We start from the raw sequence: 26,182 nt of genomic DNA on the forward strand, positions 1-26,182 counted from the left end.
TCAGAGGCTTATCCCCCGCGCCAATCCCCTTGCCACCAGGGGCTTAGCTGGAAAATCCACGGGCCAGTAACATCGCCACCGCCAGTAGCAAGACGGCCGTGACCTTCTGCAACAGCACGCGCTTGCGCGGCGACTCGAGCACATGCTTGATCCGCTGGCCGAAGTAGCAATAAAGGCAGCCGCTGGCGAACTGCAAAACCAGGAAAGTCAGGCCAAGAATCGCGATGTCACCGGCGGCGCTGTCCTGCCCAACAGCGGCGAACTGCGGGAACACCGCACTGAACAGGATGATCGCCTTGGGGTTGGACAGGCCGGTCAGCAACCCCTTGCCGAACAAGCCACGGGGCGTCTCCGGCCCTTGCCCGGTGGTGTTGATCTGCACGCCACTGCTGGTCCACTGTTTGTAGGCCAGGTACAGGATATAAGCCACGCCCACCAGTTGGATGCCTTGGGTAATCAGCGGGTAGCCCTTGATCAGCTCGGAAAAGCCCACGGCAAAGATCAGGATCGAAATCAGGTACGACACGCTGGCGCCAAACTGCGCCGGCAAGGAGTGGCGCAAACCGTCCTTCAAGCCCAGGCTCAGCAGCAGCAGGGTCATGGGGCCGGGGCTGAAAGCCAGGGTGCTGCACAGCACCAGGAAATACAGGAAGGACGACAGCGTAAGGGCAGTGACCATGGTGGGTAATTTCACGGCAGCGAGGAATGTTGCGCAGTCTAGGACGCGGATTGCGTGTCGGGCAGGTAAACTCGGCGGATATTCACGCAGGCTTTACCGGTAAAGTGACCGGCAAACTTCAGGACGTCGCGATGGCCATTCCGCAGATCCACTTTGATGACCACACCCCCAAGGTCCAACAGATCGTCGAGGCCTTCGCCCGCGCCATCGAGCAAGGCCAATTGGCCGCAGGCAGCAAACTGCCCTCGGTGCGTGAGCTGGGGGCGCAGTTGGGCGTCGGAAAGTTCACCGTCAATGAAGCCCTGGACCGCCTGCGCGGCCAGCATCTGCTGACCTCGCGCCAGGGCCGTGGGCACTTTGTCGCCCAACGCCAGACGCAGCCGTCGTCGAGCAACTGGGTCGACCTGCTGCCCCAGGATTTGCTCAGTGTGCTGCGCCGGCCGATGCTCACCGGCCAGGGCGAGTTGCGCCCCGGTGGCGGCCATCTGCCCGAAGACTGGCTGGACTCCGAAGCCTTGCGCCAGGCCATGCGCAGTGTGGTGCGGGCCCCTTCCCTGCGCGTTGCCGGCATGGGCACGCCGGCGGGTTTCCTGCCGCTGCGCCAGGCTCTGCAACAAAAACTGCAGGGCGATGGCCTGGTGGTCTCGGTGGAACAGATCATCACCACGCCCAGCACCCTGCAAGGCCTGGACATGTTGATGCGCCTGCTGGCCCGCCCCGGTGACACGGTGCTGCTGGATGCACCGTGCTATTTCAACTTCCACGCCAACCTGGCGTTGCACGGGGTCAGGGTGCTGACACTGCCACGGGGCCCGGACGGTCTCGACTTCGCGGCTCTGGAGCGCTTGCTCGCCGAGGAACGGCCCAGCCTGTATGTGACGACCAGCATCCTGCACAACCCCACCGGCCATTCCTTCAGCGCAGCCCAGGCCTTCGGGCTGCTGCAACTGATGCGCCAATACCACTGCCATATCATCGAGGACGACCTCTACGGCGACCTGCACCCCAACCCAGCGCCGCGCCTGGCGGCACTCGCCGGCCTGGAGCAAGTGACCTACCTGTCGGGCTTCTCGAAAACCCTCAGCGCCAATACCCGGGTCAGTTATGTGGTGGCCGCGCCGCAACTGGCGGCCAACCTGACCAATATGAAGCTGATGAGCGGCGGCGTGACGTCGGAATTGTTCGAGCAACTGGTCTACCGCCTGCTCAGCGAAGGCAGCTATGCGCGGCACCGCAAGCGCATGGTCCAGCGCTTGCTGGAAGCCGGCGCCCGGGTGGAACAGTGGCTGCACCGCTGCGGCTGTGAGCTGCCCATGGGGTATGAGGCCGGGATGTTTATCTGGGCGCGCCTGCCGGCTGGGGTCAACGGCGAACAGCTGGCCGAAGCCGGGCTCAAGCGCGGCATGGTGTTGGCGCCGGGGGCGCTGTTTGGGTATGAGCCGGGGATGGGCGAATTTATGCGCTTCAATGTGGCCCATTGTGATGACCCACGGGTGTGGGCCGCGATCGAGCAATTGTGGGAGCGGGCTTGCCCGCGATAGCCATAGGTATCTACACAACTTTCAGAAACTGATGAACTCTCCTGTGGCGAGCGGGCTTGCCCCGCGCTGGGCTGCGAAGCAGCCCCAAAACCAGCCGCTGCGGGGTATCTGGTACAACGCATTCGGCTTATTGGGGCTGCTTCGCAGCCCAGCGCGGGGCAAGCCCGCTCGCCACAACTGCGCTATCTGCCTGGATTTAGGCGTTGCGGCAAAGTTGTGTAGATACCGATGCCGCGATAGCAGTGTGTCAGCCACTTATCCATTAACTGATAGACCGTCATCGCGAGCAAGCCCCACAGTCACGACCATTGAGTGCACACAAAAACGCAACACTGTAGCGCTTCGAATGTGATGGTCGCTGCTGCCCAGGGTTTATATAGTCCAGAGCAACAGCCACCCGCCATGAGCCCCAAGGCCCATCACCAGGAAGCGCTCAATGACCGATCTTCATGACCTCACGGCCGCCCAGTTGCTGGAGCAATTCTCCAGCCGCCAGCTCTCCCCCCTCGACTACTACGACCACCTGCTGGCCCACATCGACCGCTGGGAGCCGAAGATCCGCGCCCTGTACGCCTTCGATCCTGAGCAGGTGCGCCAGCAAGCCCAGGCCTCCACCGAGCGCTGGAACAAAGGCCAGCCCAATGGCGTGCTCGATGGCGTGCCCGTGACCATCAAGGAACTGGTGGCCACCGAAGGGACGCCGATTCCCCTCGGCAGCGCCGCCACCCGCCTGACCCCTGCCCTCAAGGACGCCCCGCCCGCCGCGCGGATGCGTGAAGCCGGGGCGATTGTGCTGGCCAAGACCACTGTCCCGGATTTCGGCATGCTCTCCTCTGGCCTGTCGAGTTTCCATGGCATCACCCGCAACCCGTGGAACACCGCCAATAACACCGGCGGCTCCAGTTCGGGGGCTGCTGCGGCGGCGGCTGCCGGTTACGGGCCGCTGCATATCGGCACCGATATTGGCGGCTCGGTGCGCTTGCCCGCCGCCTGGTGCGGCCTGGTGGGTTTCAAACCGACCCTGGGACGCATCCCGATCGACCCGTACTACACCGGTCGCACCGCCGGGCCCATGACTCGCACGGTCGACGACTGCGTGCTGATGATGCAACACCTAGCCCGCCCCGACGCCCGCGACGCCACCAGCCTGCCGCCGCTCACCCGCGAGTGGAGCAACCAGCCGCTGTCGGTCAAGGGCCTGCGCATCGGCCTGATGCTCGAGCCCGGCGCCGGCCTGCAACCGGAAGGTTTCGTGTGTGAAGCAGTGGAACAGGCTGCACGCCTGTTCGAAGCCCATGGCGCCAAAGTCACGCTGATCCCGCCGATCATGGACCGCGCCCAACTCGACGGCCTCGACCAGTTCTGGCGCGCCCGGCAATGGGGCGACTTGTCGGCCTTGAGCAGCGAGCAGTTCGATAAAGTCTTGCCGTACATCCGCGACTGGGCCGCGCCCGGTGCCGATATCAGCGGCGTGCAGGCGGTGCAGGGGTTCAACCAGACCTTCGAGATGCGCCGCCGCGCCGCCCAGGCCTTCAGCGACCTCGACCTGATTCTGTCGCCCACCAACCAGGTCAACGCGTTCCCCGCCCAATGGCCGTCACCGAGCAATGATCCGCAGCTGCCGTTCGAACACATCGTGTTCACCGTGCCGTGGAACATGGGCGAGCAACCGGCGCTGTCGATCAACTGTGGTTTCGCCGCCGATGGCATGCCCATCGGCCTGCAGATGATCGCGCCACGTTTTGCCGATATCTGGCTGCTGCAAATCGCAAAAACCTATGAGAGCTGGCGTGGCGCAATCCACCAATGGCCGAACCCGAACTGACCTTGACGCTGTAACTGAACTGCCCACCCACACGCCCGCTCCCCGGCCCCAAGGCCGGGGCCTGGACGACCTATAACTAAAACCGAGGGGCTGGTATGCACACTGAACAATTGACTCGCGAGGGTCCCGAGCACACACCTGAAACGCCATCGCCGGACGCCGGCAGGAAGAGCATCTTCGCCGTGGTGCTGGGCAATGCCGTGGAGTTTTTCGACTTTGGGGTCTATGCGACCTTTGCGGTGATGATCGGCCATACGTTTTTCCCGTCCGACAGCGCCTTCGTCAGCTTGATGCTGTCGGTCACAGCCTTCGGCATCGGCTTTATCGTGCGGCCCCTGGGCGCGGTGCTGATTGGCGCCTACGCCGACCGCGTCGGGCGCAAGCCGGCGATGTTGCTGACCCTGGTGATGATGGCGGTGGGCACCGGCAGTATTGCGATATTGCCCGGCTACGAAACCATCGGGATCGCCGCGCCGATCCTGCTGGTGGTGACGCGCATGATCCAGGGCCTGGCCTGGGGCGGTGAAGCCGGCCCCGCCACCACTTACATCCTCGAAGCCGCGCCGCCGCACAAACGCGGCACCTATGCTTGCTGGCAAGTGGTGGCCCAGGGCGTCGCCGCCATGGCCGCGGGGCTGGTGGGTTATACCCTGACCAAAGTGATGTCCCCCGAAGACCTCAACAGCTGGGGCTGGCGCGTGCCGTTCGTGTTCGGCCTGCTGGTATTGCCGATTGGCATCTATATCCGCCGCAACCTGGCCGAGACCTTCCACGGCCAGGGCGAAACCACCAGCACCGGCGATCTGGTGCGCGAAGTCTGCGGCAAGCATCGGCGTGCCCTGGTCCTGGGTTTGCTGATTCTCTCGGGCAGCACCATCACCCAGTACTTCCTCAACTACATGACCACCTTTGCCCTGACCGAGCTGAAACTGCCCACCAGTATCTCCATGCTCTCGACCCTGGTGGCCGGTGCGGCCATGGCGGTGTGCGCGGTGGCCGGCGGCATGTTGTGCGACCGCTTCGGGCGCCGGGTGATCCTGATGACGCCACGGGTAGTGCTGTTGCTGATCCTGTTCCCGGCGCTGCAGTTGATGACCGAACACCCCAGCCCCTCGACGTTCCTCCTGACCCTGGCGGTGCTGTCCGGCCTGCATGGCATGAGCGGCGCGGCGTTGATCGTGTTGCTGGTGGAGAGCTTCCCCAAATCGGTGCGCTCCACCGGGTTCTCCATCGTCTACGCCTTTGGCGTGGCGGCGTTTGGCGGCACCGCGCAGATCATCATCACCTGGCTGATCGGTACCACAGGCGACCCGATGTCACCGGTGTGGTACCTGCTGATCGCCAACCTGGTGTGCCTCACCGCCGCCTGGTTCGCCAAGGAAACCCGGCCCGTGCTCCCCGGCACGCCGGCCCGCGAAACCCGGCTCAGAGAAGCCTCGGTTCGCTGATTGACTTTTCCCGACCGTGGCGAGGGGGCTTGTCCCCCGCTGGGCTGCGCAGCGGCCCCAATAATCGCGCTGCGGTTATCAGGTAAACCACGGTGCCTTGGCTAAGGGGCTGCTGCGCCGCCCAAAGGGGGACAAGCCCCCTCGCCACTGGGCAGTGTCCGGTCGAAACGGGCGCCTTACTCTTCTCTGTGTGGGGATTAACCATGTATCCACGTCTTTTCCTGGCCGCCACCCTGGCGGCCGGCACTCAGGCTTATGCGCAAGAAAACGCCCAGGCCAGCGCTCCAGGCTTTATCGAAGGCAGCAGCCTGGACCTGAACCTGCGTCACTACTATTCCAACCAGCACACCCAACGCAGCACCTACCTGAGCATCAAGAAACCCGGCGGCATCCAACCCACCCGCGTGCGCGAAACCTGGGTGCAGACCGCCATGCTCAAGTACAGCTCTGGCTACACCCAGGGTGTGATTGGCGTGGGGGTGGATGTAGGGGTGTTCAGTGCGGTCAATCTGCAGCGCGGGCATGGCAAGGTGGCCAATGGCGGCGACCGCGTGCTGGTGGACAGCGACGGCGATGCGATCCCGACCTGGAGCCGCCTGGGGGTGGGTGATGTGCGGTTTCGCCTGTCCAACACCGAGCTAAAGGCCGGACGCCTGATGACCGAAAACCCGATCCTGCGCTACAAGGACAACCGCGCCCTGCCCTCCAGCTTCCAGGGCGTGGGCCTGTACAGCAACGAACTGGACTGGCTGTCGGTCCAGGGCGGTAGCTTCGACCGGGCCATCCCGCGCACCGGTACCGGCGCCGAGCGCCTGACCACCACCTTCGGCAACCGCGCCTACAGCGGCGCACGCATCAGTTACCTGGGGGCCACGCTCAAGCCGGGCTATGGCCTGGAAGCCAGCCTCTACGGCTCACGTTTCGAGGACATGTGGGACCAGTACTACCTGGGGTTGACCCATCGCGTCGGCGACAAAAATGCAGTCGCCCTCAAGACCGCCCTGCACTACTACCGCACCCAGGATTCCGGCCAGCAACGCCTGGGCTATATCGACAACGACGCCGCCAGCCTGGCCGTGACCGCCAACCACCAGGCCCACAGCCTGACCCTGGCCTGGCAACAGGTGTTCGGCAACGAGTACTTCGACTATGTGTGGGAGTCCACCGGCAACTACATGGCCAACTCGCTGTACTCGGACTACAACGGCCCCAACGAAAAATCCTGGCAACTGCGCTACGACCTCGACCTCGCGGCCTACGGCGTGCCCGGCCTGACTGCGAGCCTGTGGCACGCCAAGGGCTGGGGCATCGACGGCACGCACTACGAGGGGGATCGCAACGGCCACAACACCGGCTACAACGTGCGCGGCCTGGACAACGCCAAGCATAATGAAAACGGCTTGATGCTGGCCTATGTGGTGCAATCCGGGAAGCTGAAAAACTCGGTCCTGCGCACCATCGTCTACAACCACCGCGCCAGCGGCGGGCAGATCGATGGCAGCTACGACGAATTCAGGATCGTCGGTAACTTCCCCATCAACCTGTTCTGATCCCACCCGTCGGCACAAGGCAATGCCGACGGGCAATATTCAGAATTCTTACACCTTGTATGCGACTGCTCCGGCATTGGCTCGCCGCCGCCCTTGGTAAAAAGCCTGTCCCTACGGACGGTTACCCAGGAACGCGGATGAAACCTTTGAAAGCAGCAGCGCTTTGCGTCATCAGTGGATGGATGATGCTCTTGAGTTCACCCGGCCATGCAGCACCGCCGGGTATCGAATGGCTGGTCGATTGCCCACGCCTGCCCGGGCAGGCCCTTGATCATGAGGTGGTGGCCCGCACCCAATGCGGCATCGTCACCGTGCCACAGGACCATCAGGCAGCGGACGCACGTACATTGCGCCTGACCATCACCCGCGTCGGGGCGCTGCAGCCACTGGAGCGCCGGGGGGTGATCTTCGCCCGCCCGGCCGCTGCCCAGGCGAATTTGCGCGGGGTGTTCGCCGTGCATCTGGCGACAGTCTGGAAGTACGACAACACCGAGGCATACCGCACGCTGACCCGGTTCTACGATGTCATCGAGCTGAGCCCGCGCAACAGCCGTAATGCGCTGGCCAGCGAGCAAGCCGCCTGGGACATGGAGTTCGTGCGCCAGCAATTGGGTGAGCAACGCATCAACTTCGTGGGCATCGCCCAGGGCAACCTGCTCGGTGCGGGATACGCCCAATTGTTTGCCGATCGAGTCGAGCGCATGGTGCTGATCGAGCCCGCCGGGAGCGCCGCCCAGGCCTTCGCGGCACGGCCCGCCACCCTGCGGCTCAAGGGGCCGTATCTACAGAGCCCAACCACCGATGCCAGCCAGTGCGTAAGCCGCTGGGTCGGCACCTACCTGGCCCACGGCAGGCAGCCACCCGCATCCAGCAGTTGCCTGGTCGACTGAAACCTCAGTCCACCAGCGCGCAACGCTGCATCGCGCTGGCCAGCATCTCCTGGCACTTGAGCACCGCCACTGAGCGCGGTCGATTGCGGTAGCCGCACAGGTCGATGCGAATCCGCCCCAGGTGTTCATCGGCAATCGGCACCGCTACCAGGCCATCGCCCAGGTCGCGGGCATCGGCATCCACCTGGGGCAGGATCAACACCGCCGCCCGTTGTCGGGCCAGGCTTTTTTGTACCTCCAGAGAGCTGGTGGTGAACACCGGCTGGATCGTCACCCCTCGCTTTTTCGCCGCAGCTTCCAGGGCCTGGCGCACGCCGTACGCCGAGTCGGGGATGGCCAGGGGCTGGCCTTCAAGCTCGCGCAGTTCAATGCTGTCGCGCTGGGCAAAAGGGTGTTCGGCACTGACCAGCACCCGGTGCCACAGCTCGCATTGCGCGGTGACTTCAACATCGGCCCGCTCCTGCAGATAGAACGCCAGGCCCAGGTCGGCCTCGCCGCTGCACAGTGCATCGAGGGTGGCCGAAGCGCTGGCGATCACAATATTGAACGTGACCTTGGGATGGGCACGGTAGAACGCCGCGAGCACCGGCGCCAACACCGTGGAAACGATACTTTCTGACACATGGATACTGATGTTACCCGCCACCTGGCTTTGCCGGCTGGCGATCACATCGCGCACCTGATCGAGGCCGCGCAGGGTGCTGGTGACCTGCTCGGCCAGGCATTCGCCCTCTACCGTCAGGCGGATGCCACGCGGGCCGCGCTCAATCAAGGCGGCGCCAAAGAAGTGTTCCAGGTGCTCGATCTGCCGGCTGACGGCAGTGGGCGTGACGTACAAACGCTCGGCCGCCTTACGCAACGAGGCGCAACGCGCCACCTCGTGAAAATACCGCAAGGCTCGTAATTGCATGGTCGGTGGCTCCTGCACAAAGACTGGAGCGCTAAGGCACGCAATTACTGCGCCAGGCTCGATCTGCCTAACTCCACAACTCAACTGTGGGAGCTGGCTTGCCTGCGATAACGGTGGGTCAGGCAATATTTTCTCAGTTGATAAACCGCTATCGCAGGCAAGCCAGCTCCCACAGTTGATTTGAGTTGGCCTGCTAGTCCAAAGGTGGTTTACGACCTGTTTTACCTGAAAACGACCCCTGCCGTTGACGCCCCTGCTCAACCCCTATTAAGTGCTATTTATCCGCATTAATACGATAAATAGAAAATCATGCTCAGCCGACCCCTGCGACGCAAACGCCAGAAGCTTTCCGATGTGATTGTCGAGTCGGTCAAGCGCTCGATCGTCACCGATGCGCTGAAGCCCGGCGACCGCTTGCCCACCGAGCGCGAGCTGATGGAGAGCTTCCAGTGCTCCAAGGGCTCGGCCCGCGAAGCGCTCAAGGCCCTGGAAGTCGAAGGCCTGGTCAGCACCCGCACCGGCCCCACTGGCGGGGCCTACCTGAACCAGGCCGGCACCGAACCGGCCAGCCGCGCCTTGCGCAACTACCTGCACTTCCAGCACCTGGATGGCGAGCAGGTGTATCAACTGCGCAAGGTGATCGAGGTGGAACTGGCGGTGTCGGTGCTGGGGCGCTTGAGCGAAGACGACTATCGCGCCCTGCAAGACAACGTGGATTTTTGCAGCGCCCCGGAAGACAGCGAGGCCGGCCAGCGTGAGCAGCGCCTGGCGGAGCTGGAATTCCACAACCTGCTGGCCAGGGCCTGCCCCAACCCGCTGCTGAGTTTCATGGCGCAGTTCCTCAACGACCTGCTGCGCGACCTGGTGGTGCTGAAAAAAGCCTACAAGCCCAAGCGCAAGCAGTTCGACGCGGCCAACCTGGACTATCACAAGCAACTGCTGAGCGCCTTTCGCGCCGGCGACGAAGCGGCCGTGCGCAGCCTGATGCATGAGCACATGTGCGACGCCGAACACCACATGACCGCGCTGGAAGGCCAGGTCAGCCCACACTTTCTACTGGAGTTCGATCACTCTTAAATACACCACAGCTCCCACATTTGGACCGCGTTTCACTTCAATAAAAAAGGCCTGCCCACAGGCCGTGCTCCACCGTATCGCCATTGCCACTCCTGCCAATAACTAAACCAGGGAGTCACCCCATGCAGCGTCGTACGTTGTTGAAAGCCAGCCTCACCGCCGCCGCCGCGCTCAGCCTTCCGCTGGGCGTGCGCAGTGCATTCGCCGCCGAACCGTTTACCTTTTACGGCCTCAAGTCCATGTCTGGTGCGTTTGCCAGTTATGGCAAATTTGCCGACATGGGTTCACGCCTGGCCGTGGCGCAGTACCCAGACTTGTTGGGGCGCCCGCTGAACTACAAGGTGATCGACACCGAAGGCAACGCCGGCAAGGCGGTGCGCAAAGTCCAGGAGGCGATTGGCCAGGATGGCGCGCGGTTCTTCCAGGGCTGCACCCTGTCGTCCTCGGCGCTGGCGGTGGCCAAGGAAGTGTCCAAGGTCGGCGGTGTATTCATGACCCCGGTGGGCGCCGATGAAGTCACCGGCAAGGACTGCAACAGCGCGACTTTCCGCTGGTCGGTGCCCACTTATGGCGCGATCCGCGAAACCGTGGTGCCGCTGATCAAGCTGCTGCCGGACGCCAAGCGCTGGTACACCATCACCCCGCAATACGTGTTCGGTGAAGCCCTGCTTGAAGGCGCCAAGGCGGTGCTGGCCGAGAGCGGCCTGGAACATGTGGGCAACAGTTATCACTCGTTGCAGGAGCAAGAGTTCTCCGGCTACCTGACCAACGCCATCGCCGCCAAGCCTGACGTGCTGGTATTGCTCAACTTCGGCAGCCAGTCGTCCAACACCCTGCGCCAGGCGGTGAACTTCGGTATCAAGGAGCGCATGAAAGTGCTGCTGGTGTGGTCCGCCGGCCTCGACCAGTTCCAGGAACTGGGCAGCGATGTGCTCGAAGGTGTGTACCTCGGCGCGCAGTATTGGCACCAGGTCGACACCCCGCTCAACCGCGAGCTGGTCAAGCTGACCCAGGCCAAGTACGGGATCAACCCCACCTACCCGCTGGCCGCCGATTACATCAGCACCAAGGTCATGCTCGACACCATCAAGGCCACCGGCAGCTTCGACGGCCCCACGGTGGCCAAGGCCATGCAGGGCCTGAGCTACGACGGCCCGACCGGCAAGGAAACGATCCGCGCCGGCGACCACCAGGTGATCAAGGATTACTACCTGCTGGTGGGCAAGGCCGCAGGCGACATGGCCGACAAGGACGACCTGGCCAAGGTGCTCAGCGCCGGCCAGTCGTTCCCACCGGTAGAAGCCACGGGCTGCACGCTCGGCTGATCCGCCCACTTTCACCGGTAATACACGACAGGGCCGTTGACCACGGCCGCCTGTTGGAGGGTTCCTGCATGCTCAATCTTTATCTGTTCCAGATTCTCAACGGCCTGGGCCTGGGGATGATTTACTTCCTGATCGCAGTCGGGTTGACCATCATTTTCGGCCTGCTGAACTTCGTCAACTTCGCCCACGGCGCGTTTTTTTTGCTGGGGGCGTACATCTGCTACACCGCCGTCAGCCTCACCGGCAGCTTCTGGCTGGCCCTGCTGATCGCGCCCTTGGTGGTGGCCGCACTGGCGTGGCTGATCGAGCGATTATTGATCCAGCGGATCTACCACCTGCCGCATATGTTCCAGATCCTCGTGACCCTGGGTATCGCGCTGATCATCCAGGAAGCCAGCGTGATGATCTGGGGCCCGGTGGGCAAAAGCGTCGCCGTCCCGGAATTGCTGCGCGGGGTGTTGGTGGTCGGCGATTTTGTGTACCCCTACTACCGCCTGTTTTTGATTGTGTTCTCGGGGCTGGTGGGCCTTGGCCTGTGGCTGCTGCTGGAGCGCACACGCTTTGGCGCCCTCGTGCGGGCCGGCAGTGAGAGCACCGAGACCGTATCGCTGCTGGGCACCAATATTTTCCGCCTGTTCTCCATGACCTTCGCCCTCGGCGTGGCCCTGGCCGGCATCGCCGGCGTGTTGTTTGCGCCCTTGCGCGGTGCCCAGCCTTTTGTCGGTCCGGAAATCCTCGGCATCGCCTTCGTCGTCGTGGTGATCGGCGGCATGGGCTCGTTCGGCGGAGCCCTGGTGGGCGGCCTGCTGGTGGGCGTGGTGCAGAGCCTGATGACCACACTCTGGCCCCAAGGCGCGAGCCTGATGATCTACGGCGCCATGGCCGTGGTGATTCTGGTGCGCCCTTACGGCCTGTTCGGGAGAGTCTGACATGAGCGAGAAAAATCCCCTGCCGTTTGCCAAGACCCAATCCAAGGCCATGTTGCTGTGGGTGTTGGCGGTGCTGATCGGCCTGCCATTGATCCTGCCCTCGGCGACCCTGGCCACCGAGATCCTGATCTTTGCCCTCGCCGCCCTGGCCTGCAACCTGTTGCTGGGCTACACCGGACTGCTGTCGTTCGGTCAGGGCATCTTCTTCGGCGCCGGTGCCTATTGCGCGGCGCTGTTGATGATCCACCTGCAACTGGGCCTGTTCAGCGCGCTGCTCGGCGCGGCGCTGGCCGGTGGGTTCCTGGCGTTCCTGGTGGGCGCCCTGGCGATCCGCCGCACCGGTATCTACTTCGTGATGCTGACCCTGGCCTTCAGCCAGATGGCCTACTTCCTCGCCTACACTCTGAGCGACTGGACCGGTGGCGACAACGGCCTGCTCAGCGTGCCGCGCCCGGAAATCCGTATCGGTGACACGGTACTGCTGTCCCTGGCCGACGCCCGGGTGTTCTACGGTTTTGTCGCGGTGCTGTTCCTGCTGATCTTTATCGGCGCACGCCGGGTGATCGCTTCGCCGTTCGGCAGCACGCTGATGGCGATCCGCGAAAACGAAACCCGCGCCTCGGCCATCGGCTACGACACGCGCCACTTCAAAATCCTGGTGTTTGTACTGTCAGGCGCGGTCACCGGGATTGCCGGGGCGCTGTACGCCATGCTCCTGCACTTTGTGCCGCTGTCCAATATCGACCTGGTGATGTCGGAGAACATCCTGATCATGACCATCGTCGGCGGTACCGGCTCGCTGTTCGGCTCGTTGCTGGGGGCCGGCTCCATCGTACTGCTGGGGGATTTCCTGTCCGACCTGTGGCCGCGCTGGCTGATGCTGCTGGGGGTGATCCTGATCCTGGTGGTGATCTTTATGCGCGGTGGTTTGTGGGGCGGCCTGTCGTCGCTGTTCGACCGTGTGCGGGGTAGCCGCAAGGCCGCCGTCGTGACCAAGGAGGAGCTGCTATGAGCATCCTGTTGGAAACCAAAGACCTGGAACTGGCCTACGGCGCCTTCCATGCCGTCAACGGCGTCAACCTCAAGGTCGAAGCCGGCACCATCCACACCATTATCGGCCCCAACGGCGCCGGCAAGACCAGCCTGTTTCACTGCCTGACCGGCGAGCGTCAGGCTACGGCCGGCGCGATTCATTTCGACGGCCAGAACCTGATGCGCAAACCGGCCCACGGCCGCGTGGGCCTGGGCATGGCCCGTTCGTTCCAGCTCACCAGCCTGTTCCAGAACCTCAGCGTGCGCGAGAACCTGCGCCTGGCCGCCCAGGGCCGCGACGGCGTGCGCGCCCTGAACTTCTGGCGCCGCGTCGACAGCCAGCGCGAGCACCTGGAAATGGCCGACCAGGTCCTGGAACGCCTGCAACTGACCGCCCGCGCCGAAACCCTGGCCGGTGAGTTGTCCCACGGCCAGCAACGGGTGCTGGAAGTGGGAATGTCGATCTGCTCGCGACCCAAGCTGTTGATGCTCGACGAACCCACCTCGGGCATGGGCATCGACGATATTCCGATCATGACCCAACTGATCAGCGACCTGGGCCGCGACCACACCGTGCTGTTGATCGAGCACAACATGAGCATCGTCATGTCCATCAGCCAGCGCATCACCGTGATGAGCCACGGGCAGATCCTGGTGGAAGGCACGCCGCAATTCGTACGCGCCGACGAGCGCGTGCGCACTGCTTACCTGGGAGAGGCCGCCTGATGCTGACCGTCGACAATATTCATTCCTACTACGACAAAAGCCACGTCCTCGAGGGCGTGTCCCTGACCGTCAACCCCGGCGAACTGGTGACCCTGCTCGGCCGTAACGGTGCGGGCAAGACCACCACCCTGCGCAGCATCCTGGGGATTATCTGCCCGCGCCAGGGGCAGATTCATTTCAACGGCCAACCGCTGGTGGGGCAGAAGATCTTTGAAATCGCCCGCCAGGGGTTGGCGCTGGTCCCCGAAAACCGCGGGATTTTCCGTTTGCTCACCGTGGAAGAAAACCTGCGCATCGCCGTACGCAAGACCAGCCGCTGGCAGATGGAAGACGTGTACGCGATGTTCCCGCGCCTCAAGGAGCGGCGCAAAAACGCCGGCCATGCATTGTCCGGTGGTGAGCAGCAGATGCTCGCCATCGCCCGCGCCCTGCTCAACGACCCCAAGCTGCTGATCCTCGACGAACCCACCGAAGGCCTGGCCCCGGTGATCGTCGATGAACTGGTAAAAATCCTGCGCAAGATCAAGGACGACGGCCTGCCGGTGCTGCTGGTGGAGCAGAACCTGTTGGTCTGCGACAAGCTTGCCGACCGCCACTACGTGCTCGAACAGGGCCGCGTGGTCTACGAAGGCAGCGCCGAGGCCTTTCGCGCCGACCCGACGATCAAGAACCGCTACCTGGCCCTGAGTGCCTGACCGGAGACTGCTGATGAATAGTTTTGCGCAACCGCTCAAGAGCAACGCCCCGCTGATCAACCGCGACCGCCTGTGGCAATCCTTGATGGACCTGGCCCAGCTCGGCGCCACGGCCAAGGGCGGCGTGTGCCGCCTGGCCCTGACCGACCTGGATCGCCAGGCCCGCGACCTGTTTGTGCAGTGGTGCGAGGCCGCCGGCTGCAGTGTCAGCGTGGATGCTATCGGCAATATCTTTGCCCGTCGCGCCGGACGTAACCCTGACCTGCCACCCGTGATGACGGGCAGCCATATCGACACCCAGCCCACGGGCGGCAAGTTCGATGGCTGCTACGGGGTGATGGCCGGCCTGGAAGTGATCCGCACCTTGAATGACTTGGGCGTGCAAACCCAAGCGCCGATTGAAGTGGTGGTGTGGACCAACGAGGAAGGCTCGCGCTTCCCGCCGTGCATGATGGGTTCCGGGGTGTTTGCCGGCAAATTCGACTTGCAGGAGACCCTCGACAAACAGGACGAGCAAGGCCTGTCGGTGGGCGCCGAGTTGCAGCGCATTGGCTACGCCGGCCCGCGTGCGGTACTTGGGCACCCGGTGGGCGCCTATTTCGAGGCGCATATCGAACAGGGTCCGGTGCTTGAAGATCAGGCCATCACCCTTGGCGTGGTCATGGGCTGCCTGGGCCAGAAGTGGTTCGACCTGACGTTCACCGGCGTCGAGGCCCACGCCGGCCCGACGCCGATGCGCCTGCGCAAGGACGCCCTGGTGGGCGCCGCGCAGGTGGTCAGCGCGGTCAACCGGATTGCCCATGAACAACAACCCCACGCCTGCGGTACCGTCGGCTGCCTGAGCCTGCATCCGGGCTCGCGCAACGTGATTCCCGGCCAGGTGCAGATGACCATCGACCTGCGCCATCTGCATGCCGACAAGCTGCAAGCGATGGTGGATGAAGTGCGTGAGGTGATCGAGGCCACGGCCAAGCAGCATGGCCTGAGCTATGAACTGACGCCCACCGCGGACTTCCCGCCGCTGGACTTTCATCCCTCTTGCGTCAACGCCGTGCGCGATGCGGCCAGTGTGCTGGGCTTGAGCCATATGGACATCGTCAGCGGCGCCGGGCACGACGCGATTTTTGTCGCCGAACTGGGCCCGGCCGGGATGATTTTTGTACCGTGCGAAGGCGGCATCAGCCACAACGAAATCGAAAACGCCGCGCCGGATGACCTGGCCGCCGGCTGCGCGGTGTTGCTGCGGGCCATGGTCAATGCAGCCCAGGGAGGTGATGCGGCATGACTGATATCGCCAACCTGACGGCCGTAGAACTGCTGGCGCGCTACCGAGATAAAAGCCTGTCGCCGGTGGACGTGACCGAAGACACCTTGCTGCGCATCGAACGCTACAACCCGGTGGTCAACGCCTACTGCCATGTCGACCCCGAAGGCGCCTTGAACGCCGCGCGGGCCTCGGAACAACGCTGGTTCAAGGGCCAACCTTGCGGCGCATTGGACGGCGTGCCGGCGTCGATCAAGGACTTGACCCTGACGGCGGGCATGCCCACGCGCAAGGGCTCACGCACCTCATCCGCCAGCGGGCCGTGGGACGTCGACGCACCATTCTCGGGGTTTATGCGCAAGGCCGGCGCGGTGCTGCTGGGCAAGACCACCACCCCGGAATTCGGCTGGAAAGGCGTCACCGACAACCCGCTGTACGGCATCACCCGCAACCCCTGGGACACCCGCACCACAGCGGGCGGTTCGTCCGGCGGAGCGGGTGCGGCGGCAGCACTGAACCTCGGCGTGCTGCACCAGGGCAGCGATGCCGGGGGCTCGATCCGCATTCCCTGTGCCTTTACCGGCACCTTCGGCATCAAGCCGACCTTTGGCTACGTGCCGCAATGGCCGGCTAGTTCGATGACGATCCTCTCGCACCTGGGGCCGATGACCCGCACCGTGGAAGATGCCGTGCTGATGCTGCAAACCGTGGCGCAACCGGACGCCCGGGACGGCCTGATTGGCGCCCCGCGCAGCACGCCGTGGCTCACACCCGGGACGGACCTGAAGGGACTGCGCATCGCCTACAGCCCTGATTTTGGCTACGTGAACGTCGATCCGCAGGTAGCCAAGGTGGTCGCGCAGGCAGTCGCGGGCCTGGTGCAACTCGGGGCGCATGTGGAACAGATCGACCCGGGGTTCAGCGACCCGCTGGAGGTGTTCAACACCCTGTGGTTCGCCGGCGCGGCGCGCCTGACGGGGCAACTGACCGGCGCCCAGTGCGACCTGCTCGACCCCGGCCTGCTGCGCATTGCGCAACAGGGCGAACGCCTCAGCCTGGACGACTACACCGCCGCCCTGGAAGCACGGGCGGCATTGGTGGCGCGCATGGCGGCGTTCCATGAGCACTACGACATACTGGTCTCGCCGATGCTACCGATCACTGCCTTTGACGCGGGGCACAACGTACCACCGGGCTCGGGGCTGGGCGAATGGATGGAGTGGACGCCGTTCAGCTACCCCTTCAACCTCACCCAGCAACCGGCGGCCTCGGTACCGTGCGGGTTGGCGGCCAATGGCTTGCCGGTGGGCTTGCATGTGGTGGGCGCGCGGTTTGCCGATGAGCAGGTGTTGCGGGTGTGCCAGGTATACGCTCGGGCATTTCCGACCCAGCACTTGCAGGTGCCGAAAGACTTGGGGTGAGACCCGGTCTGATGTGGGGGGGCTGGATTGCCTGCGATGGGCATGGTGGTGTACATATCCGTTGCTGCGGTCACGGCGGCTTAGGGTTCCGCCCTGACGGCGGGTCACTTTCGAAGAGCCGGAGTGCCGGCCCAGTCCAAAGTAACCAAAGCGCTCTTGCCCCACCACTCGGTGCCTCGCCTAGGCTCGGCATGCCCGCAGTCAGGCATTGCTCCGTGGGCCCGCCGCGATCGGCCATCCATGGCCGTGTCGCGGCTACCCCGGCATCCTGCCGGGGTGCCCACTGCGCAATACCTGCCTGCGGCCATCGTGGTTTAACGGGGCGCCTAAGATCAAAAGCCAGATCAAAAGCAGAGCAATAGCAACGCCAGAGCGCGGAGCTGCATTCCCCTGTGGGAGCTGGCTTGCCTGCGATAGCGGTGTATCAGCCGATAAATATATCGACTGATCGACCGCTATCGCAGGCAAGCCAGCTCCCACAGGTATACGCGTAAGCCTCACCGATCAGGTCGGCTGTCAGGCCGCCTCGCTCTGCTTGTGATTTTGATCTTAGGCGCCCCGTTAAACCACGCTGGCCGTAATCCGATATTGATTTGGGGGGTAAACCGGCAGGACGCCGGTTTAGCCGCGCTGGGCCATGGATGGCCCATCGCGGCGGCCCCCCAAATCAATGTCGGATTACGGGCACACCGAGCCTAGGCGAGGTGCCGAGTGGTGGGGCAAGAGCGCTTTGGTTACTTTCGCGCTCTTCGAAAGTGACCCGCCGTAAGGGCGGAACCTTAAGTGGCCGTGACCGCAGCAACGGATATGTACACAACCCCAAGAACCATCGCAGGCAAGCCAGCTCCCACACTCATCGCATTTCACACACCGATTTTCGATTGTCACACTACAATGTCCCTCCCCCCTCTCCGGAGCCGACATGGATATCGAACTGGCACGCACTTTCCTGGAAATCACCCGCTGCGGCAGCCTGGCCGCAGCCGCCGAGAAGTTGCACGTCACCCAGACCGCCATTACCGCACGTGTGCAAAAGCTCGAAAGCCAGCTCGACAGTACGCTGTTTGTGCGCAACCGCGCCGGGGCGCGCTTGACTGCCGATGGCGAGGCGTTCGTGGTGTATGCCAATCAACTGGTGCAGACCTGGGAAGCCGCACGCCGTGACCTGCCGTTGCCCGAGGGCTATCGCAATGTGTTGCATATCGGCGGCGAAGTCAGCCTGTGCAACCCGTTGATGCTCGGCTGGGCCAAGGCCCTGCGCGAGCACATCCCCAGCCATGCACTGCGCACCGAAGTGCGTGACGGTGAATACCTGTTGCGCCAGCTGGAACTGGGCGTGCTGGATGCCGCGCTGGTGTTCCAGCCGCAGTACTGGCCGGGGTTGCAGGTGGAGCAGGTGCTGGAGGAAAAACTGATCCTGGTGCGCCTGGCCGCCCGTCCCGATCCCTATGTGTATATCGATTGGGGCCCGGGCTTTCGCCAGCAACACGACGCCGCCCTGCCCGACAAGGCCCGCGCCGCGGTGAGTTTCAACTTGGGGCCACTGGCCCTGCAATACATTCTGGAGAACGGCGGCAGCGGCTATTTCCGCACGCGGGTGGTGCAGAGTTACCTCGAAAGCGGGGTAATGGAGCGTGTGCCCAAGGCTCCGGAGTTCAGTTTCCCGACTTACCTTGTGTACTCGCGCGAGCGCGATTCGGCGATCCTGCAACAGGCCCTGGTGCTGCTGCGCGGGGTGGTCAAGGCCGAAAGCGATTGGTCGCAACGCTGGGATCCGGTGCTTTGAACCCCTGCCCATGTTAGCCTCCTGATGTTTTCTCCTGGTCTGCCCTGTCGATGAACAAGAAAAAATCCGTCACCATCAGCGACATCGCCAAGCGGGTCAATATGACCACCATCACGGTGTCGCGGGCGTTGAGTAAACCCGACCTGGTCAAGCCCGCCACCCTGGCACGCATCCTTGAGGTGGCACGCGAGCTGGACTACGTGCCCAACGCCTTCGCCCGTGGGCTCAAGCGCAGCGAAAGCCTGATCATCGGGGTGATCACCGCATCGGTCGACAACCCGTTCTACAGCGAGATGATCAAGGCGATTTCCCGCGAGGCGAAAAAGCACGGCTACACCATCATGCTGGTGGACACCGACGAGCTGGAAGAACTGGAAAGCAAGGCCGTGGACACCCTGCTGGGCTATCGCGTGGCGGGGATCATCCTGTCGCCGGTCTCCGACGAGCCCGACTACCAACCCGATTACCTGGAGCGCCTGGGCAACGGCAAGACGCCGGTGGTGCTGCTCGACCGCACGATCCACGACAGCCCGTTCAGCCGCGTGGTGCTGGACAACTACCACAGCGGGATCGAAGCCGCGCAATACCTGTTGCGCCACAACCCGGCGCTCAAGCGCCTGCTGGTGCTGACCGGGCCTGAGCATTCACGCATCACCGTAGAGCGCCTCAAGGGCCTGCGCGAAGTACTGGCCGAGCATCCCCAGGTGCAGGTCCAAGTGTGCGCCGGCGACTACACCTTGATGCCCTCCTACCTGCACACCCTCGACTACCTGGCCGCGCACGCTGCGCCGGACGCGATCATGGGGTTCAACCAGTTGATCACCCTAGGCGCCTTGCGCGCCCTGCGCATGCACAACATCCCCCACGACAGCCTGACCATCTGTGGCATCGACCGCTTGCCCTTTGCCGATATCTTCGGCGTGCCGATTGCCTGCGTGGCCCACGATGCGTCGCTGGCCGGCAGCAGTGCGGTGCGCCTGTTGCTCGACCGCCTGCAAGACCCGTACAAGCCACGGGACAAGGTGGTGATTGCCGGTACCCTGGAAAACGGCTAGCGGCTGGTGTAGCCGCCATCGATCGGCAGGCTGACCCCGCTGATCATGCTCGCCGCCTCGCTCAACAGGAACAGCACCGGTAACGCCACTTCGTGCGGTTGGGCGAAGCGTCCCAAGGGTATCGCCGCCAACGCCGGGTCGCGCTTGGCCGGATCGGACCAGGCCTGTTGCGCCATCGGCGTCAGGGTCACGGTGGGGTTGACGCTGTTGACCCGGATCCCGAAACGCCCCCATTCAGCACATTGCACGCGGGTGATCGCATCCAGGGCGGCCTTGGACGCGCAATAGCCGAGGTGGTCGTCCAGTGCCACCAGTGAAGCCTGGCTGGAGACGTTGACGATGCTGCCAGCAATACCTGCGGCGATCATCGCCGCCGCCACTCGGCTGGCGACTTGCGCGGCGGCGCGGGCATTGACGTTCATCACCAGGTCAAAGGCTGCGCTGCTGATCGCCGCTGCCGGCTCCAGGCGCGAGATACCGGCGCAATTGACCAGGCCGTGCATCGGCGGCAGGTCCTTGAGGGCCGCATCCAGGGCCGCGCTGTTGGCAATGTCCAGGCACAGGGTTTCGCAACCCAATTGCGCGAGCGCGTTGGCGTCACGGCCGATGGCAAAAACCTGGGCGCCGCTGGCGAGCAGTTGCAGGGCGATTTCCCGGCCGATGCCGCTACTGGCGCCGGTGACGAGGATGCGTTGGTGGGTGAAGTCGAAGGTGGTGGTCATCAATGAATATCCCAAAGCAATAGAGAGCCCATGTGGGAGCTGGCTTGCCGGCGATGGCGGCAGGTCAGCCAGCAGATTTATCGACTGATACACCGCTATCGCAGGCAAGCCAGCTCCCACATTTTGGTCCGTGTTCACTTAACTCGTTTGCAGGCTGTGCATCACCGGCTTAAGTGCCGGATACAGCTTCAGGTAGTCGGCAAAAGCGCGGTCATATGCCTGCACATTCTCAGCCCCAGGCTCAGCCCGCAGCTCCAACTGCACCCAGCCTTTTTCCATCTGCGCGGTGTCCACCAGCCCCACCGTATGCGCCGCCAACAACGCCGCACCCAATGCCGCCTCCACTTCCTGGACGATGGTGTACACCGGGTAGCGGGTCACATCGGCAATGATCTGCATCCACAAATCCGAATGGCTCGCCCCGCCCACCACGATCAACCGTGGGTCCAGTGAATGGGCACCACGCATGCCTGCCTCGATGTTGTGCCGCAGGGCAAAACTCACGCCTTCGAGCACCGCGCGGTACAGGTGGATGCGGCTGTGATACAGGTTCAGGCCGACAAAACTGCCGCTGGCCTGGTCATCCCATACCGGGCTGCGCTCACCCATCAGGTATGGCAAAAACAACAGCCCCTCACTGCCCGCCGGGATCTTGCGCGCGCTCTGTTCCAGCAGCCACAGGCTGTCCTGGCCGGTGTCTTTGGCCTGTTGTTCCTCGGCCTGGCAGAACTGCTCGCGAAACCAGCTCACCGAGGCGCCGGCGGTAATCGCGCCGCCGAAGATGTACAGGTCCTGCTGACCGTTGTAGACGTGGGGCATGCTCACCAGGCCATGCCGGGCATCCACCTGTTGGTTGAGGTAGCCCCAGCACATGCTGGTGCCGATCATCGCCACGTGGTTGCCCGGCCGGGTGACGCCGGCCGCCAGGGTTGCCATGGCCGCGTCGACGCCACCGGCCAGCACCGGCATGCCCGCCGCCAGGCCCAGGCGTTGCGCCCATTCCGGCAGCAGGCCGCCCACCGCTTCGCCCGAATACAGCAAGCGCTCGGGCATCATCGCCAACGGGATATCCAGCGCCGCCAGCATCTCGGCAGACCAGCCGCGCGCGGCCACATCGTAGATACCGCCGATATTGCCGGCGCTGCTGTGATCCACCGCCACCTCACCGGTCAGGCAGTAGTTGATATAGCTGTTGGGCGGCAGCAGGTAGCGGGTGTTGGCCCAGACCTGGGGTTGGTGCTGCTTGAGCCAGAGCATCTTGGTGAAACCGTAGTAGCTGTCCACCGAGTTGCCGGTAATCGCGAACAGACGCTCCAGGTCGACATGTTCGCGCACCCAGGCCACCTGCTCGCCGGCGCGGCGGTCCATCCAGATCAGGCACGGATGCAGCGGCTTGATAGCGGCATCCACGGCAATTCCCGAGCCGCCGTAAAGGCTGCTGATACACAGCGCCTTGACCGCCTCCTTGTGTACACCGGACTTGGCCATGCAATGGTTGACGCAACTTTCGACCGCATCCAGCCAGACCTGCGGCCACTGCTCGGCCCAGCGTACTTTCGGGGTATCCACGCGATAGCCCTGGCTGTGCTGGGCGATGATCCGACCCTCGCCATCCACCAACAGCGCCTTGGTGCTTTGGGTGCCTATGTCTACGCCAATCACATAATGCATAGTCATTGTCCTGGCTTGAGCAGCACCTTGATCGACTTCACCGAGTTGGCCAGGTCGAACGCTTCAGCCCAGTTATCCAGCGGGAAGTCATGGGTGACGATGCCCTTGGACGTCACCAGGCCACGCTCGAACAGGTCGATGGCCACCGGGTAGCAATACGGCCCCAGGTGCGCGCCGCGTACGTCCAGCTCCTTGCGGTCACCGATGATCGACCAGTCGGCGCTGGTCTCGGCACCGAATACGCTGAACTCGACAAAGCGCCCCAGCTTGCGGATCAGCTCCAGGCCCTGGGTCACGCCGGCCGGCACGCCGGTGGTCTCGATGTACACGTCGCAGCCGTAGTTGTCGGTCAGGCTATTGATGATCTCGCGGGCGTTGTCCCGGGCGGGGTTGATCACGACATCGGCGCCGTATTTTTTCGCCAGCGCCAGGCGCTCGTCGACCATGTCGATGACCACCAGTTTTTTCGGGGTTTTCAAGGCGGCCACCTGCACCATGCACAGACCCAGGGTGCCCGCGCCGGCAATCACCACCACGTCGTCGAGCTGCAGGTCGCCACGGTTGACCGTATGAATCGCGCAGGCCATCGGCTCGATCAAGGCCGAATCTTCAAGGGACACCGACTCGGGAATCTTGTGCACGATGGCCGTCTTGGGGATACGCATGTACTGGGCCATGCCGCCTTCGGCCACTTCGCGCTGGAAGCCGAAGATGTTGTGCACCTCGCACATCCAGTACTTGCCGGACTTGCAGAAACGGCACTTGCCACAAGGCACGATCTGCTCGGCGATCACCTTGTCGCCCACCTTGACCTCGAAGTGCTCCTCGGCGCCCTCGCCCACTTGCTCCACATAGCCAAAAAACTCATGCCCCGGCACCACCGGCGCCTTGACCCAGGGGTTGTCGCCGCCCCAGAACATCGCCGCGCCCGAGTGGCATTTGCAGTCACTGGCGCAGATGCCGCAGGCGGCAATGCGGATCACCAGTTCATTGGGCCGCGCCTGGGGTTTGCTGATGCGCTCCAGGCGGTAGTCTTTCGGGCCGTGGCAGACGACGGCTTGCATTTGGGTGTGCTTATCCATGGTGTACTGACCTTTATTGAAGATGAGAGAGCCCGTCGCGGCCACGGCGGCCGCGTTGCGGTGATGGTTTTTTTACTTGTGGCGCTGACGGCTGATAAAGATCGCCAGCAAAATAATTGCGCCCTTGATCACGCTCTGCACATAGGGCGAGACCCCGAGCATGTTCAGGCCGTTGTTCAACACCCCGAGCAGCATGGCGCCAAGCAAGGTGCCGACAATCACCCCGCGCCCACCGGCAATCGAGGCGCCACCCAGGACCACAGCAGCAATCGCATCCAGTTCAAAACCGATGCCCGCATTGGGCTGGCCACTCATCAGGCGCGAGGTCAGCACCAGCCCCGCAATCGCCGCGGTCAGGCCACTGAGGCCGTATACCAGCAACTTGAAACGCGCCGCCCGCACCCCAGACAAACGCACCGCTTCTTCATTGCCGCCAATGGCGTAGATATAGCGACCGATGCGCGTGTGTTGCAGCAGCACATAGGCCACCAGGTAGGTGACCAGCATGATCAGGATCGGTACCTGGATGCCCAGCAGGCTTTCACGGCCAAAGAACGCGAACCACTCCGGCAGCCCGGAAATCGGATAGCCGTCGGTGTACATCAGGCCAAAGCCACGGGCGATGCCCATGGTCGCCAGGGTGACGATGATCGGTGGCATATGCAGGTAGGCCACGAACAGACCGTTGCCGATACCAAACGCCACGCCGATCAGCAATCCGGCGCCAATCGCCAGGCCCGGCGGCAGGCCCGCGACCATCAGGCCGGCGGTCAGGGTGCCGGACAAGGCCATCACCGGCCCCACTGACAAATCGATGCCACCGGTCAGGATCACGCAGGTCATGCCCACCGCGATGATCGCGTTGATCGACACTTGGCGGGCGATATTGGACAGGTTGCTGGCGGTGAGGAAAGTATCACTGGCGACGATCATCACGGCCGTGACCACCAATAGCCCGATAAACGGATAAAACGCCGGCGAGCGCACCAGCCGCGCCAGGTTCAGGCGCAGCCTGCCGGTCTCGGCGCGGTTAATGGACGTATTCACTTGAGCCCCCTGTTGCATGGCGCATAACCTCTTGTGGGTTGACGGCGGACGCTTCCAGTACCTTGACGATCGCGCCTTTGTGGAACACGGCGACGCGGTCGCACATGCCGATGATTTCCGGCAGCTCCGAAGAAATCATGATGATTGCGTAGCCTTGCTCGGTGAGCTTGCGCATCAGCGCGTAGATCTGTGCCTTGGCGCCGACGTCGATGCCACGGGTGGGTTCGTCGAACACCAGCACGTCGCAGTGATGGTTGATCCAGCGTGCAATCACTACTTTCTGCTGGTTGCCGCCACTGAGGTTGAACACCCGGCTTTCGCCGCTCGGCGCCTTGATCGACAGCTGGCGCATCAGCTCATCGACACTGGCGCACTCCTTGGTCTTGTCGATCAGGCCGCAGGCACCCTGGTATTTGCGCAGGTTGTTGATGGAGATGTTTTCGCGAATGCTGAAATCGGTGATCAGGCCTTCGCTCTTGCGGCTTTCCGGCAGCAGGCCGATACCCTGGGCCAAGGCCTGGGCCGGGTCGTCGAGGCTGACTTTTACCCCGCGCAGCCACACATCCTTGGTCACCGACGCCAGCGCGCCCATCATGCCCAGGGCCAGTTCGGTGCGGCCCGAGCCGACCAGCCCGGCAAACCCGAGTATTTCGCCCTGGTGCAGCTGGAACTGGTTGTGCGGGCCGTTGCGCTTGAGCTGGATGTCCTTGACCTCCAGCAGCAACGGCCCGCGCGCGGCGGTGGGTTTGGGGGGGAAGCTGCATTCCAGTTTCCGGCCCACCATCATCTCGACCAGGCGGTCGATATCGCTGTCCGCCACATCCGTCACGCCGGCGTTGCCGCCGTCGCGCAATACGCTGATGCGGTCGCACACCTGGAAAATTTCTTCGAGGTGATGGGAGATGAAAATCACGGCCACGCCCTGGCGCTTGAGCTCACGCATGATCTCGAACAGCAGCTCGGCCTCGCTTGGCGTAAGGGTCGCGGTGGGTTCGTCGAGCACCAACAGCCGCGCATCCAGGGCCAGAGCCTTGGCGATCTCGACAAACTGTTGCTCGGCCACGCTCAGGTGCTTGACCGGGCATTGCAGGTCGATGCTCACGCCCAGGCGTTGGAACAACGCCTGGGACGCTTGATGCATATCGCGCTTGCGCAGCAGGCCGAAGCGGTTGTTCAGCTCATGGCCGAGGAAAATGTTTTCCACTGCCGTGAGGTAGGGAATCAGGCTGAACTCCTGGAACACAATGCCGATGCCAGCGGCAATCGCGTCACGATAGGTCGCGAACTGCTGCGCCTGGCCGTCGATCAAAATGCGCCCTTCATCCTGGTGCTCGACCCCGCCGAGGATTTTCATCAGGGTCGATTTACCCGCGCCATTTTCCCCGAGCAAGGCATGGATTTCGCCGCGCTCCACCTGCAGGTTGATGGACTTGAGGGCTTGCACCCCCGGGTAGCGTTTACAGATGTTTTCCAGTTGCAAAAGACTGCTCATGCCGCCGACCTCTCG

At 63.5% G+C, this 26,182-nt stretch carries 22 protein-coding genes; 15 read left to right on the plus strand and 7 right to left on the minus strand.

The genetic code is table 11. The features are described from left to right. Positions 1-43: 43 nt before the first annotated feature. The gene (locus C5F71_RS02525) at positions 44-679 is read right to left on the minus strand and encodes a LysE family translocator (RefSeq protein ID WP_070996187.1); all 636 of its coding nucleotides are present in this window, start codon (positions 677-679) and stop codon (positions 44-46) included. A 131-nt stretch (positions 680-810) separates the two neighbouring features. Between C5F71_RS02525 and C5F71_RS02530 the strand changes: the two genes are divergently transcribed. The 5 genes from C5F71_RS02530 to C5F71_RS02550 all read left to right on the plus strand — a co-directional run bounded on the left by C5F71_RS02530 (position 811) and on the right by C5F71_RS02550 (position 7,933). Next, on the plus strand, positions 811-2,220 hold the full coding sequence (locus C5F71_RS02530; protein ID WP_104910567.1) for a PLP-dependent aminotransferase family protein: 1,410 nt from the start codon (positions 811-813) through the stop codon (positions 2,218-2,220). 436 nt (positions 2,221-2,656) lie between these two features. Next, entirely contained in the window at positions 2,657-4,045 is a 1,389-nt protein-coding gene (locus C5F71_RS02535) for an amidase (RefSeq protein WP_029293302.1), read from the plus strand. 95 nt (positions 4,046-4,140) lie between these two features. Then, positions 4,141-5,493: a citrate-proton symporter gene (locus C5F71_RS02540; protein WP_029293300.1), complete on the plus strand. Its 1,353-nt coding sequence runs from the start codon at positions 4,141-4,143 to the stop codon at positions 5,491-5,493. A 203-nt stretch (positions 5,494-5,696) separates the two neighbouring features. Beyond that, positions 5,697-7,043 (plus strand): OprD family outer membrane porin, encoded by a 1,347-nt coding sequence (locus tag C5F71_RS02545; protein WP_092238642.1) that lies wholly within the window; start codon positions 5,697-5,699, stop codon positions 7,041-7,043. A gap of 137 nt (positions 7,044-7,180) precedes the next feature. Beyond that, positions 7,181-7,933, plus strand: coding sequence for an alpha/beta fold hydrolase (locus C5F71_RS02550; protein ID WP_104910568.1), 753 nt, complete (start codon positions 7,181-7,183; stop codon positions 7,931-7,933). Between the two features lie 4 nt (positions 7,934-7,937). Here C5F71_RS02550 and C5F71_RS02555 read toward each other — a convergent pair whose 3' ends face one another. Then, on the minus strand, positions 7,938-8,843 hold the full coding sequence (locus C5F71_RS02555) for a LysR family transcriptional regulator (RefSeq protein WP_032863678.1): 906 nt from the start codon (positions 8,841-8,843) through the stop codon (positions 7,938-7,940). Between the two features lie 309 nt (positions 8,844-9,152). Here C5F71_RS02555 and C5F71_RS02560 point away from each other — a divergent pair, with 309 nt between their 5' ends. From C5F71_RS02560 to C5F71_RS02610, 10 genes are all read left to right on the plus strand, one after another. After that, complete coding sequence (locus C5F71_RS02560; protein WP_029293293.1) at positions 9,153-9,920, plus strand: FadR/GntR family transcriptional regulator; 768 nt, start codon at positions 9,153-9,155, stop codon at positions 9,918-9,920. A 122-nt stretch (positions 9,921-10,042) separates the two neighbouring features. Then, positions 10,043-11,245: an ABC transporter substrate-binding protein gene (locus tag C5F71_RS02565; RefSeq protein WP_029293291.1), complete on the plus strand. Its 1,203-nt coding sequence runs from the start codon at positions 10,043-10,045 to the stop codon at positions 11,243-11,245. 68 nt (positions 11,246-11,313) lie between these two features. Next, positions 11,314-12,174, plus strand: coding sequence for a branched-chain amino acid ABC transporter permease (locus C5F71_RS02570; RefSeq protein ID WP_029293289.1), 861 nt, complete (start codon positions 11,314-11,316; stop codon positions 12,172-12,174). A gap of 1 nt (position 12,175) precedes the next feature. Further along, entirely contained in the window at positions 12,176-13,186 is a 1,011-nt protein-coding gene (locus C5F71_RS02575; protein WP_070996181.1) for a branched-chain amino acid ABC transporter permease, read from the plus strand. Then, positions 13,183-13,932, plus strand: a complete 750-nt coding sequence (locus C5F71_RS02580; protein ID WP_029293285.1) for an ABC transporter ATP-binding protein — start codon at positions 13,183-13,185, stop codon at positions 13,930-13,932. The genes C5F71_RS02575 and C5F71_RS02580 overlap by 4 nt, the downstream gene beginning before the upstream one ends. After that, entirely contained in the window at positions 13,932-14,627 is a 696-nt protein-coding gene (locus tag C5F71_RS02585) for an ABC transporter ATP-binding protein (RefSeq protein ID WP_032863689.1), read from the plus strand. The genes C5F71_RS02580 and C5F71_RS02585 overlap by 1 nt, the downstream gene beginning before the upstream one ends. A 13-nt stretch (positions 14,628-14,640) precedes the next feature. After that, positions 14,641-15,912, plus strand: coding sequence for a Zn-dependent hydrolase (locus C5F71_RS02590; protein ID WP_104910569.1), 1,272 nt, complete (start codon positions 14,641-14,643; stop codon positions 15,910-15,912). Continuing rightward, positions 15,909-17,312: an amidase gene (locus C5F71_RS02595; RefSeq protein ID WP_104910570.1), complete on the plus strand. Its 1,404-nt coding sequence runs from the start codon at positions 15,909-15,911 to the stop codon at positions 17,310-17,312. Before C5F71_RS02590 ends, C5F71_RS02595 begins: the two co-directional genes overlap by 4 nt. Before the next feature lie 922 nt (positions 17,313-18,234). Next, positions 18,235-19,098, plus strand: coding sequence for a LysR family transcriptional regulator (locus tag C5F71_RS02605; RefSeq protein WP_029293277.1), 864 nt, complete (start codon positions 18,235-18,237; stop codon positions 19,096-19,098). A 50-nt stretch (positions 19,099-19,148) separates the two neighbouring features. Then, on the plus strand, positions 19,149-20,153 hold the full coding sequence (locus tag C5F71_RS02610) for a LacI family DNA-binding transcriptional regulator (RefSeq protein WP_029293275.1): 1,005 nt from the start codon (positions 19,149-19,151) through the stop codon (positions 20,151-20,153). Here C5F71_RS02610 and C5F71_RS02615 read toward each other — a convergent pair. From C5F71_RS02615 to C5F71_RS02635, 5 genes are all read right to left on the minus strand, one after another. Further along, complete coding sequence (locus C5F71_RS02615; protein ID WP_092238626.1) at positions 20,150-20,875, minus strand: SDR family oxidoreductase; 726 nt, start codon at positions 20,873-20,875, stop codon at positions 20,150-20,152. The two genes, C5F71_RS02610 and C5F71_RS02615, sit on opposite strands and share 4 nt — an antisense overlap. Before the next feature lie 138 nt (positions 20,876-21,013). After that, positions 21,014-22,546, minus strand: coding sequence for an FGGY-family carbohydrate kinase (locus tag C5F71_RS02620; RefSeq protein ID WP_092238623.1), 1,533 nt, complete (start codon positions 22,544-22,546; stop codon positions 21,014-21,016). 2 nt (positions 22,547-22,548) lie between these two features. Then, positions 22,549-23,628, minus strand: coding sequence for an alcohol dehydrogenase catalytic domain-containing protein (locus tag C5F71_RS02625; RefSeq protein ID WP_070996393.1), 1,080 nt, complete (start codon positions 23,626-23,628; stop codon positions 22,549-22,551). Between the two features lie 72 nt (positions 23,629-23,700). Continuing rightward, positions 23,701-24,693: an ABC transporter permease gene (locus C5F71_RS02630; protein WP_092239368.1), complete on the minus strand. Its 993-nt coding sequence runs from the start codon at positions 24,691-24,693 to the stop codon at positions 23,701-23,703. After that, positions 24,659-26,167, minus strand: coding sequence for a sugar ABC transporter ATP-binding protein (locus tag C5F71_RS02635; protein WP_070996394.1), 1,509 nt, complete (start codon positions 26,165-26,167; stop codon positions 24,659-24,661). The genes C5F71_RS02630 and C5F71_RS02635 overlap by 35 nt, the downstream gene beginning before the upstream one ends. Between the last annotated feature and the right edge of the window lie 15 nt (positions 26,168-26,182).

It is taken from the genome of Pseudomonas sp. LG1D9, assembly GCF_002949995.1.
In the GTDB taxonomy this organism is placed as follows: domain Bacteria; phylum Pseudomonadota; class Gammaproteobacteria; order Pseudomonadales; family Pseudomonadaceae; genus Aquipseudomonas; species Aquipseudomonas proteolytica.

Excerpts from the sequence above, each read along its gene's own strand:
- C5F71_RS02525 (WP_070996187.1), bottom strand. The coding sequence starts at position 679 with ATGGTCACTGCCCTTACGCTGTCGTCCTTCCTGTATTTCCTGGTGCTG.
- C5F71_RS02530 (WP_104910567.1), top strand. The coding sequence starts at position 811 with ATGGCCATTCCGCAGATCCACTTTGATGACCACACCCCCAAGGTCCAA.
- C5F71_RS02535 (WP_029293302.1), top strand. The coding sequence starts at position 2,657 with ATGACCGATCTTCATGACCTCACGGCCGCCCAGTTGCTGGAGCAATTC.
- C5F71_RS02540 (WP_029293300.1), top strand. The coding sequence starts at position 4,141 with ATGCACACTGAACAATTGACTCGCGAGGGTCCCGAGCACACACCTGAA.
- C5F71_RS02545 (WP_092238642.1), top strand. The coding sequence starts at position 5,697 with ATGTATCCACGTCTTTTCCTGGCCGCCACCCTGGCGGCCGGCACTCAG.
- C5F71_RS02550 (WP_104910568.1), top strand. The coding sequence starts at position 7,181 with ATGAAACCTTTGAAAGCAGCAGCGCTTTGCGTCATCAGTGGATGGATG.
- C5F71_RS02555 (WP_032863678.1), bottom strand. The coding sequence starts at position 8,843 with ATGCAATTACGAGCCTTGCGGTATTTTCACGAGGTGGCGCGTTGCGCC.
- C5F71_RS02560 (WP_029293293.1), top strand. The coding sequence starts at position 9,153 with ATGCTCAGCCGACCCCTGCGACGCAAACGCCAGAAGCTTTCCGATGTG.
- C5F71_RS02565 (WP_029293291.1), top strand. The coding sequence starts at position 10,043 with ATGCAGCGTCGTACGTTGTTGAAAGCCAGCCTCACCGCCGCCGCCGCG.
- C5F71_RS02570 (WP_029293289.1), top strand. The coding sequence starts at position 11,314 with ATGCTCAATCTTTATCTGTTCCAGATTCTCAACGGCCTGGGCCTGGGG.
- C5F71_RS02575 (WP_070996181.1), top strand. The coding sequence starts at position 12,176 with ATGAGCGAGAAAAATCCCCTGCCGTTTGCCAAGACCCAATCCAAGGCC.
- C5F71_RS02580 (WP_029293285.1), top strand. The coding sequence starts at position 13,183 with ATGAGCATCCTGTTGGAAACCAAAGACCTGGAACTGGCCTACGGCGCC.
- C5F71_RS02585 (WP_032863689.1), top strand. The coding sequence starts at position 13,932 with ATGCTGACCGTCGACAATATTCATTCCTACTACGACAAAAGCCACGTC.
- C5F71_RS02590 (WP_104910569.1), top strand. The coding sequence starts at position 14,641 with ATGAATAGTTTTGCGCAACCGCTCAAGAGCAACGCCCCGCTGATCAAC.
- C5F71_RS02595 (WP_104910570.1), top strand. The coding sequence starts at position 15,909 with ATGACTGATATCGCCAACCTGACGGCCGTAGAACTGCTGGCGCGCTAC.
- C5F71_RS02605 (WP_029293277.1), top strand. The coding sequence starts at position 18,235 with ATGGATATCGAACTGGCACGCACTTTCCTGGAAATCACCCGCTGCGGC.
- C5F71_RS02610 (WP_029293275.1), top strand. The coding sequence starts at position 19,149 with ATGAACAAGAAAAAATCCGTCACCATCAGCGACATCGCCAAGCGGGTC.
- C5F71_RS02615 (WP_092238626.1), bottom strand. The coding sequence starts at position 20,875 with ATGACCACCACCTTCGACTTCACCCACCAACGCATCCTCGTCACCGGC.
- C5F71_RS02620 (WP_092238623.1), bottom strand. The coding sequence starts at position 22,546 with ATGCATTATGTGATTGGCGTAGACATAGGCACCCAAAGCACCAAGGCG.
- C5F71_RS02625 (WP_070996393.1), bottom strand. The coding sequence starts at position 23,628 with ATGGATAAGCACACCCAAATGCAAGCCGTCGTCTGCCACGGCCCGAAA.
- C5F71_RS02630 (WP_092239368.1), bottom strand. The coding sequence starts at position 24,693 with ATGCAACAGGGGGCTCAAGTGAATACGTCCATTAACCGCGCCGAGACC.
- C5F71_RS02635 (WP_070996394.1), bottom strand. The coding sequence starts at position 26,167 with ATGAGCAGTCTTTTGCAACTGGAAAACATCTGTAAACGCTACCCGGGG.